The following is a 9,303-nucleotide window of genomic DNA, read 5'->3' on the forward strand; positions in this document are numbered from 1 at the left end:
ATGATCTCGCCGTAGCCCTCCGGGGCGTAAAGGTCTGAACCCAGCACTACCGATGGATCCTGGGGGTCCGGCTGCATGTAGAATGATTTGATGGCCGCCGGGAAGCGGTCCACGAACACCGGCCGCTCGAACGAGCCTGCAATGGCGGTGTCGTGCGGAGCCCCGAAGTCCTCCCCATATTCTATGTGGACCCCGGCCTTGTTGCATAACTCCACCGCTTCCTTGTAAGAGATCCTGGGGAAGGGGCCCTTGATCTTTTCCAGCGGGGCGGTGTCGCGCTCCAGTGTCTTCAGTTCGCTTTGGCATTCGCTTAAGACCCTTTCCACCACGGCGCAGATCATCCCTTCCTGGCACTGCATGTTCTCGGCGTGCTCAAAATAGCTGGCCTCGGCGTCCATCATCCACAGTTCGGTCAGGTGGCGGCGGGTCTTGGACTTCTCGGCCCTAAAGGCCGGGGTGAAGGTGTAGACCTTGCCGAAGGCCGCGGCGGTGGCCTCGATGTACATCTGCCCCGACTGGGACAGGAAGGCCGGCTCGCCGAAGTAATCGGTCTGGAACAGGGTGGTGGTGCCCTCGCAGGAGGTGGGGGTCAGGATGGGGGCCGGAGTATGGATGAACCCTTCCTTATGCATGTAGGCGTGAATGGCCTGCTCGATGGTGTCGCGGACCCTTAGGGTGGCGTGCTGCTTGGACGAGCGCATCCACAGGTGGCGGTGCTCCATCAGGAAAGCCGGCCCGTGCTCCTTGGGGGTGATGGGATAGTCCTGGGTCAGCTGGACGATGTTGAGGCCGGTGACCCCCAGCTCAAAACCCGAGGGCGACCGCTTGTCCTCCTTGACCAACCCCTTGACGATGATGGAGGATTCCTGGGTGACCTTGTCGCCCAGCTCAAAGACCGCATCCCCCACCTCGCTCTTGACCATCACGCCCTGGATCACGCCCGAGCCGTCCCGGATCTGCAGGAAGTGTATCTTGCCCGAGGAGCGCTTGTTGTACAGCCAACCCTTGAGGGTGACCTCCTGCCCCAGGTGTTTCCCGATATCTGAAATATAAACCCAGTCCAGTTTCATAGATCCTCCGTAAATTCAAACCGCAGTCCGGCCGGGACGTGGACAGACTTAGATAATGTTTCTTGTTGACGCATTAAAGGGCTGTAGAATCATAAATTTACCAAACTTCCAGCATATAGTCAAGCAAAAAGGCCCGCCGATTGCGGGCCTTTTTGAACGGCGATTCCTTGCGCTACTTGAGGATCACCAGCTTCTTAAATGACGCGCTTTTCCCGTCGATCTGAAGATCGGCAAAATAAACACCCTGGGGCAGGGCGGAACCAAGGTCCCACCTCAGTTTCACCGTTCCGGGATTTATATTCCCCAAGTCTTTCTGGGCGGCCTTTTGCCCCAGCAGGTTGTAAACGGTGATGCGGGCTGTTCCGGCTTTGGGTGAATAGACCGTAAACTCCGCCTTGCGGTAAAGTGGATTGGGAAAGATGTTGATCCGGACCGTTCCGGCCAGGCCCTCCAGCAGTTTTCCCGTTTCCACCCCCAAGGGATCATCCACCCAGAACCCGTTGCTTAAGCCGCTGATGGTCTTGCCATTGAAGTACGAACAGGCGATGCTGTCCTTGAGTGCCCCGAGGGCGATGTTCACGTCGCCGCTCCAGACCCCGGCGGCAAAAGCCCCGGTGGAATCCGGGGTCAGCGTCCCGGTCATGTCCCACATGTCCGCTTTGCCGGTAAAACTGGTGACCGTATCGTCAAAGAAGTCCCGGGCCGAAAGGCTGATGGCGAAAGGCACATTCTTTAGCTGCATCCCGATGGGATCCACCGCAAAGTGGTGCAGCCCGGAGTTGACCACATCGAACAATCCGCTGGTATCGTTGGCTACGCCGTCGTCAATGACAATGAAATCGTTGCGCATGGTGTCGCTGATGGTGATGCTGGCTGCGGCCAGCCCGCCGGTGAAATTGGCTATGAACGGACTTATGGTCCCGGTCTGGTCGCTGATCAGAACCGATCCATTATAACTGGCCAGAAGGATCCCCAGCGAATCCAGTGCGCTGATCCCCAGCGGAAAGGCCACCCCCACTGTATCCGGCGTGGCGACTGGGTCGAAAGCAAACCTGTGGCTGGCCTGGGCCGCCGTAGTATCGATACTGGTCACCACGGCGAAGATATGATTGGCGTAATAGGTCTTGGCTGTCTTGGGTTTGAATTGAACGCTAAGATTTTTTATATCCTCCCACAACCATTGGGCCCGCTGGACGGTAATGTCAAAGGATCTTGTGATCTCCGTGCCGCTCAGCCCCAAGGGGGCGGAAGCCGTGCCCTGAACCTCATCGTAGAATGGCACCAGCTGAAGTTTGCCCTTGGAACCGGCCAGATAGCACTTGGCGTATATCACCACGCCCGTGATCCGCTGGTTGATGGTGTCTGACGGATCAGCCAGTCCCACCCTAAAATTCTTGCTGCCGTTGGCCGCGCCGGTCCCGACGGTATAAAGGCTGTCATCAACATAGCTGTAGGGAACATTGACCCAAGCCCCGGCTGCGGCCAGGGAATCATTGGCCGGCAGCACCATTACTCCGGCCTGGGCGGTAAAAACTGCCGCCATTATTAATAATGTGGAAACGCATAATGCTGTTTTTTTCATAGCATTACCTCCCTAATTGTTGCTGAAAATATCCATGGATAACATTATTAATATAACATAGTATTTATCAAATAGCAATATACCGGGGGTATCGTTTAAATCCCTTGATTTTCATTTATTTAAAAACCTGCTGACCATAAACATGTATAACTATTTGATGATTATTTGCAGTTTTATTTTATGCATGCAAAAACCCCTGCCATTATAATGGCAGGGGTTTGACAAAAAGAGGTCCTTAGTTGCCGTTGACCACGATGCAGGTGACTGTCCTGCCGACGCCCTTGGTGCCCTGGATCTTGGCGATGATCAGCTTGGTGAGCTCGCCCAGATTCGGGGATTCCACATAGGCCACGATATCGTGCAACCCGGTCACCACGTGGGCCTGTTTCACTCCCTTGATCTTGCGCAGAGCGCGGACCACCGCCTCGGCCTTGCCGGACTCGCAATTGATGAATTCATAAGCAGCAAACATTAGTATTCTTGCACCTCCTTTCGGAATATAATATGATGTTTTGTAGTCTATAAGATATCATAAATCGTCGCCTTTGTCAACCCGCTCAAACTTTCCCCCGGTCTTTAAAAAGGCAAAGATGAACTGGTCCAGGTCGCCGTTCATCACCGCCTGGACATCCCCGTTCTGCTGGCCGGTGCGGTGGTCCTTGACCATGGTGTAGGGCTGGAAGACGTAGGAGCGGATCTGGCTGCCCCAGGCGATGTCGGCCTTGCCGGCCTCCAGGTGCTGGCGCTTCTTGTCCTCCTCGGCCTTGTAGTGCTGGTAAAGCCTGGCCCTTAGGACCTTCATGGCGTTGATCCGGTTCTGGTACTGGGAGCGCTCGTTCTGGCTGCAGACCACGATCCCGGTGGGGATGTGCACCATCCGTATGGCCGTCTCCACCTTGTTGACGTTCTGGCCCCCGGCCGATCCGGCCCGGTAGACGTCGATCCGCAGGTCGGCCTCGGCGATGTCCACCTTGATCTCGTCGTCGACCTCGGGATAGACGAAGATGGAGGCAAAGGAAGTGTGCCGCCTTTTGTTGGCGTCAAAGGGGGAGATCCTTACCAGCCGGTGCACCCCGATCTCGGCCTTGAGGTACCCGAAGGCATATTTCCCGATAACCTCCATGGTGACGCTTTTGATGCCGGCCTCGTCCCCCGGCTGGAGGTCTATCATCTTGTAAGCATAGCCGTTGCGGTCCATCCACCGGGTGTACATCCTAAGCAGCATCTCGGCCCAGTCCTGGCTTTCGGTGCCGCCGGCCCCGGGATGGATGGACAGGATGGCATCCCGGGCGTCGTCCTCGCCCCGCAGCATGTGGCGGTATTCCAGGGTCTCCACCCCAGTATCCAGGGATCTCAGGTCGTTCTCTATCTCGGTTAGCGAAGCATTATCATCCGCCTCCACCATTTCCAGAAGATCGGTGGCATCAGTGCATTTCTTGTCCAGCTGCCTCCAGGCCTCCACCCAGTCCTTGCGCAAGTTGGCCTGGGCGATCACTTCCTTGGCCTTGAGGTTGTTGTTCCAGAATCCCGGCCCGGCCATCTGTTCCTCGTATTGCGCCAGTTCTTTCTCTAATTTATCGAGGTCAAAGATACCTCCGCAGGTGAGCCAGTTTTTCCCGGGCCGCCTTGCAGCCCTGCTTCAGTTCGGGGATCGTCATTTTATGCCTTGCAATATATGTTATGAGATTTTGTTTTCATGATACTGATTTTAAACCAATCCTTGTTTAAAATCAAGTTGAACTTTGCGCCAACAGAAAGTTGTGGATCATTTTCACTTTTTCCTTCAGGCCGGATGGACTGCCGTTATTGACTATGATGATGTCCGCTTCCCGTTTAAGTTTTGAGACCGGAAGCTGGGAGGCTATGATTCTCCGGGCCTGGGCTGGGGAAATTCCCTTGGCCGTGAGCCGCTCCAATCTGGTCTTTACCGGTGAGTCCACCACTATCAGGAGATCCAGGTTTTTCTGCAGGCCCCAGGGGACGATCAGCGCGGCATCAATGATCAAAAGTCCCTTAAAGCCGCTGTTTTTGATTTTTGATTTTTGATTTTTGATTTCTCGCAAGATGTAAGGATGGACTATCCTGTTCAGTCTTCCCAGTTCCCTTTTGCGCCCAAAGACGATCTTCCCCAGAGCCTTCCTGTTTATCCCGCCCCCGGTCACTATGGACGATCCGAAAGCTTTGACGATCTTGCCGTGGCAGGGCGAGCCTTTTTTAAGCAGGCTGTGCCCTATCCGGTCTGCGTCAATGACCCGGGCGCCCAGTTCGCGGAAATAGTTGGCCGCCGTACTTTTGCCTGAGCCGGCTCCGCCGGTCAGGCCGATGACTGCCATTTTTGTTCTGCTTTTCATTGCCGGCATAATGAATTTGCTTTTTCCTTTTAGCATGGTGTCCCCTGATTCCCTGATGCGGTCAGTGCGCTTCGAACCAGTTATCCCCCTCGCCCATCTCCACCACGATCGGCACCGAAAGCTCCACCGCCTGTTCCATTTCGTGCTTGACCAGTTTCTTCACCTTGGCCAGCTCTTCCTGATGAACCTCGAACAGCAGCTCGTCGTGGACCTGGAGGATCATCTTGCTTTTGATCTTCTCCTCTTCAAACCTCCGGGATATGTTGACCATAGCCAGCTTGATCAGGTCGGCGGCCGTGCCCTGGATGGGGGTGTTGACCGCGGTCCGCTCGGAAAAGGCCCGGCGCTGGCCGTTCTCGGAGTTGATCTCCGGCAGGTAGCGCCTCCTGCCCAGCATGGTGCAGACGAAGCCGTCCTTTTTGGCCTGGGCGGTGGTCAGCGCTATCCAGGCCTGCACCTGGGGGAATTGGCTGAAATAATGTTCGATGAAATGCGAGGCCTCCTCCACCCCTATCCCCAGCTGCTGGGAAAGCCCGTAGGGCCCCATGCCATAGACGATGCCGAAGTTGATGGCCTTGGCCTTGCGCCGCATGTCCGGCTCCACCTGGTCGGGCTTGACCCCGAACACCGCCGAGGCGGTCTCGCTGTGGATGTCCCGGCCCGACTTGAAGGCCTGCCTTAAGTGCTGGTCGCCGGAAAGGTGGGCCACCAGGCGCAGTTCAACCTGGGAATAGTCGGCCGACAGCAGCAGCTGACCCTTGGGCGCAATAAAGCCCTTGCGGATCTCCCGCCCCACCCCCTCCCGCATCGGGATGTTCTGGAGATTGGGGTCCGAGGAGGACAGCCGCCCGGTCTCGGTGAGAGCCTGGTTGAAGGTGGTGTGCAGTCGGTGGGTCTTGGGATCGGCGGCCAGCGGCAGGGCGTCGCTGTAGGTGGATTTCAGCTTGTAGAGCTGGCGGTAATCCAGTATCAGTTTGGGCAGGTCGTGGTGCAGGGCCAGCTTGGTCAAAACGTCCACGTCGGTGGAAAAGCCGGTCTTGGTCTTCTTGCCCTTGCCGATCTTGAGTTTTTCGAAAAGTATCGCCCCCAGCTGTTTGGGGGAATTCAGGTTGAACTCCTCCCCGGCTATCCGGTAGATCTCCTTTTCCAGTTTGTTCACCTGCCGTTCCAGTTCCTTGGACATCTGGCTGAAGACCGGCACGTCCAGCAGTATCCCCTCCAGTTCCATCTCCGCCAGTATCTTCACCAGCGGCATCTCGATCTCTTTGAACAGCTGGACCAGTTCCTTGTCCTTAAGCTCCGGCTCGAATTTGGACCTCAGCGAAGACACCGCGTCGGCCCGCCTGGCCATCAGCTCGTCGGTCAGGCCGGACTCGGCCGAAAAGTCAAGCTCGGTCTGCTTCTTGGCGGGCCCGCCCTGCTGGGCCAGGCTGATCCCCAGGTGCTCCTCGGCCAAAGCCTCCAGCGACTGGTGGTTGCGCTTGGAGGGGTCCAGCAGGTAGGAGGCGATCATGGTGTCGAACATCGTCCCGTTCAGCTGGATCCCTGCCAAAGACAGGGCCTTGATGGCCTTCTTCAGGTCATGCCCGGCCTTGATGATCTCCGGGTCTTCGAAGGAATTCTTTAGCTTCTCGATGTCCGGGCCGCCGATGATATGGGCCTGGCCCCGGCAGAATAGGCATAGTTTTGAGGGCCGGCCTTCAGCTGTCTCCAATTCCAGGCACATCTCTCCCTCGCGCTTCAGCCGTCCGGCCAGCAGTTCCAGCTCGGCCTTGCCGGTGACCGCCTGGGGCGCCACCTTCTTGATCTGCCCGGAGACGAACTCGTGGTATAGGGTATTGAATTCCAGATCTTTGAAAAGTTTGGCCAGAATTTCCTGGTCCGGCTGGTGGGTCTTAAGCGAAGCCAGCGAAATGTCGGGAAGCTGGTCCAGGTGCAGGGTCACCAGCTCCTTGCAGAGCTGGGCCTGGTCCTTATGCTCTTCCAAAAGATTTTTTATCCGGGGCTTCTTGACCTTATCCAGGTTCTTATAAAGGTCGTCGAACGAACCGAACTGGATTATCAGGTCGGTGGCTGTCTTGGGGCCGATCCCCGGAACCCCGGGCACGTTGTCGGCCGTGTCGCCGGACAGGGCAAAGATGTCCTTGATCTTGTCCGGGGTCACCCCGTATTCCTTAAAGACCTCCTCCGGACCGTAGATTGATTCGTCGCTCTTACCCAGCCGGGGCTTGATCACCTTGATCCGCTCGGTCACCACCTGCAAAAGATCCTTGTCCCCGGTGGCAATGTAGCTCATCCAGCCCTTGGCCTCGGCCTGCTTGGCCAGCCCGGCCAGCACGTCGTCGGCTTCAAAGCCGTCCTGCTGCAGCACCGCGATGTTCAGGGCCTTCAGGATCTCCTTGATCCGGGGCAGCTGGGAGCGCAGTTCCTCGGGCATGCCGGGGCGCTGGGCCTTGTACTCGGCGTATTTCTTGTCGCGGAAGGTGGGGGCCGAGGTGTCGAAGGCCACCCCGATGTAGTCGGGCTGGTGCTCCTTGATCATCCGCATCAGCATGTTGGTGAAGCCAAAGGAGGCGCTGGTGTTCTCCCCCTTGGAGTTGATCAGGGGATTGCGGATGAACCCGAAGTGGGCCCGGTAGGCCAGGGCGGTGCCGTCGACCAGGATGAGTTTAGGCATACCCAGTCCCTTCAGAATATAAATTCAATAAATTAAACATGTTTTCCTAATAGGTCAGATAAGACGTATCACTTTTCATTGTAGTGAAATTGTTGTCGATTTTGACAAACTCCACATCTCTTGCCTCCCAGAAACCTCTTTTTACAAGCAAACCAATATTACCCATAGAGTCGCGTTCTACCACTGCAACATCCATTACTAAGAAATCCTGAGAATCATAATATTTTATCCAGCTTTTTAAGGACCGAGTGTTAACAGTATTACTATCTAAGGTGATAAAAGCATACAGCCCAAAACTAGAATTGTTCGGGTCTTTTACCCATTCACAATTTACAAGGTAGTAGCATGTGCTATCATTGTTGTCTACTATTTTATGTACATTAAAATCTGCGTTAATTATAGTATCAGTTGGCATCTTTTTATTGGCGCCATCATTCACGTTTAGATTTTTATTCCATTCACTAATTAGCTCTCTTCGTTTTATGTTTAGCCATGTTCCTATTGTTCCTTTTTCTTCCTTTTTTATTTCATTTATTTTTGAAAAATCGTAACGTTTTACGATATTGTGCATGTATGGCATTACAATGCAATTGTCTATTGTGCCTGATGTATAATATTTTAAATTGATTGTGTCTTTTATAATTCTTGTAGTATATAAGTGATGGGAAAAATCATAATAATCCAAATACTCAAATATTATTGAATCTACTGTTGCAGACTCTCTTCGCCCCCATGGCATACAAACAGTAATTGTATCACCTTTTTTGAACCTTGCATTAACCCATACATCTTCAACATTCTGAAGATATGGTTTCAGGGCTGAGCCTGCCGGCAAATGTGTAGCCGGAAATAAAATAGACTCATTACTTGAATACTCGCCTAACCAATAATCGCTATTATCTTCCACGGGTATATATGCCGTATCACTTGGCAATTGTGTAAGGTTTAAATTATACGGCGTATTTATGGTTTTCCCTGGTTGCCAAGGCACCATTTTACTTTCTTCACTTCTTTTAAATAACACATATAACGCCCCACTTATAGCAATTACGAGCGATATTATCAACCATATTATGAATCGTTTTCTTTTCATTATACGCCTCATATTTTTCTATCAAGATTGACTTTATCTTAGTTACTTAAATAATATATAATGTATAATCCATTTAAATCTAATCCCTGCCAGAATAATATCCAAATCCTTTTCAATCATACCTTTAAACCCAACCAAAATCAAGCATTTTTTAATTTCATAAAGAAAATTAGAAATATTATGAAACTTTCCCGGTTTTTGCCTCGTAATCATACATTTTAAGGGATTTGTGTTTTTTACATATCCAAGGTTTCGGCCAATGTGCATCAAACAGCCGTTTCGTGACCTTTGCCCCTTGACAAAAAAAAATATGTTTTTTATAATATAGGGTTGTATCCCCCAGACCAAAGAAGTCAGTAATTAAAGGAGAATATAAGCCATGGAACAGTTCAACAACGACGACATCAAAAAACTCAACGAAGAGATCGAGAAGAAGAGCGTCATCGTCCAGACCATCACCGCCGAGATCTCCAAGGCCATCGTGGGTCAGAACTACCTGGTCAGCCGGATGCTGGTGGGCCTGCTGGCCA

At 53.1% G+C, this 9,303-nt stretch carries 7 protein-coding genes; all 7 read right to left on the reverse strand.

Features of this window, described 5'->3' with window-relative positions:
* Positions 1-1,070 (reverse strand): amino acid--tRNA ligase-related protein (locus tag Q7U71_09875; protein MDO9392066.1); only part of this gene is annotated, 1,070 nt, incomplete at its 3' end.
* 172 nt (positions 1,071-1,242) lie between these two features.
* A complete protein-coding gene (locus Q7U71_09880) occupies positions 1,243-2,652 on the reverse strand; it encodes a T9SS type A sorting domain-containing protein (protein ID MDO9392067.1) in 1,410 nt (469 codons plus the stop codon).
* 235 nt (positions 2,653-2,887) lie between these two features.
* Positions 2,888-3,124 carry an Lrp/AsnC ligand binding domain-containing protein gene (locus Q7U71_09885; protein ID MDO9392068.1) on the reverse strand — a complete coding sequence of 79 codons (237 nt, stop codon included), beginning with the start codon at positions 3,122-3,124 and terminating at the stop codon, positions 2,888-2,890.
* A gap of 57 nt (positions 3,125-3,181) precedes the next feature.
* A protein-coding gene (gene prfB / locus Q7U71_09890; GenBank protein MDO9392069.1) for a peptide chain release factor 2 occupies positions 3,182-4,310 on the reverse strand; the annotation gives its coding sequence in 2 pieces (ribosomal slippage) (positions 3,182-4,246 and positions 4,248-4,310; 1,128 coding nt in all).
* Positions 4,311-4,382: 72 nt separating this feature from the next.
* On the reverse strand, positions 4,383-4,985 hold the full coding sequence (coaE, locus tag Q7U71_09895) for a dephospho-CoA kinase (protein MDO9392070.1): 603 nt from the start codon (positions 4,983-4,985) through the stop codon (positions 4,383-4,385).
* Positions 4,986-5,064: 79 nt separating this feature from the next.
* A complete protein-coding gene (polA, locus tag Q7U71_09900) occupies positions 5,065-7,680 on the reverse strand; it encodes a DNA polymerase I (protein ID MDO9392071.1) in 2,616 nt (871 codons plus the stop codon).
* 46 nt (positions 7,681-7,726) lie between these two features.
* Positions 7,727-8,773, reverse strand: coding sequence for a hypothetical protein (locus tag Q7U71_09905; GenBank protein ID MDO9392072.1), 1,047 nt, complete (start codon positions 8,771-8,773; stop codon positions 7,727-7,729).
* Positions 8,774-9,303: the final 530 nt, after the last annotated feature.

It is taken from the genome of bacterium (assembly GCA_030655055.1).
GTDB lineage: Bacteria > Edwardsbacteria > AC1 > AC1 > EtOH8 > UBA5202.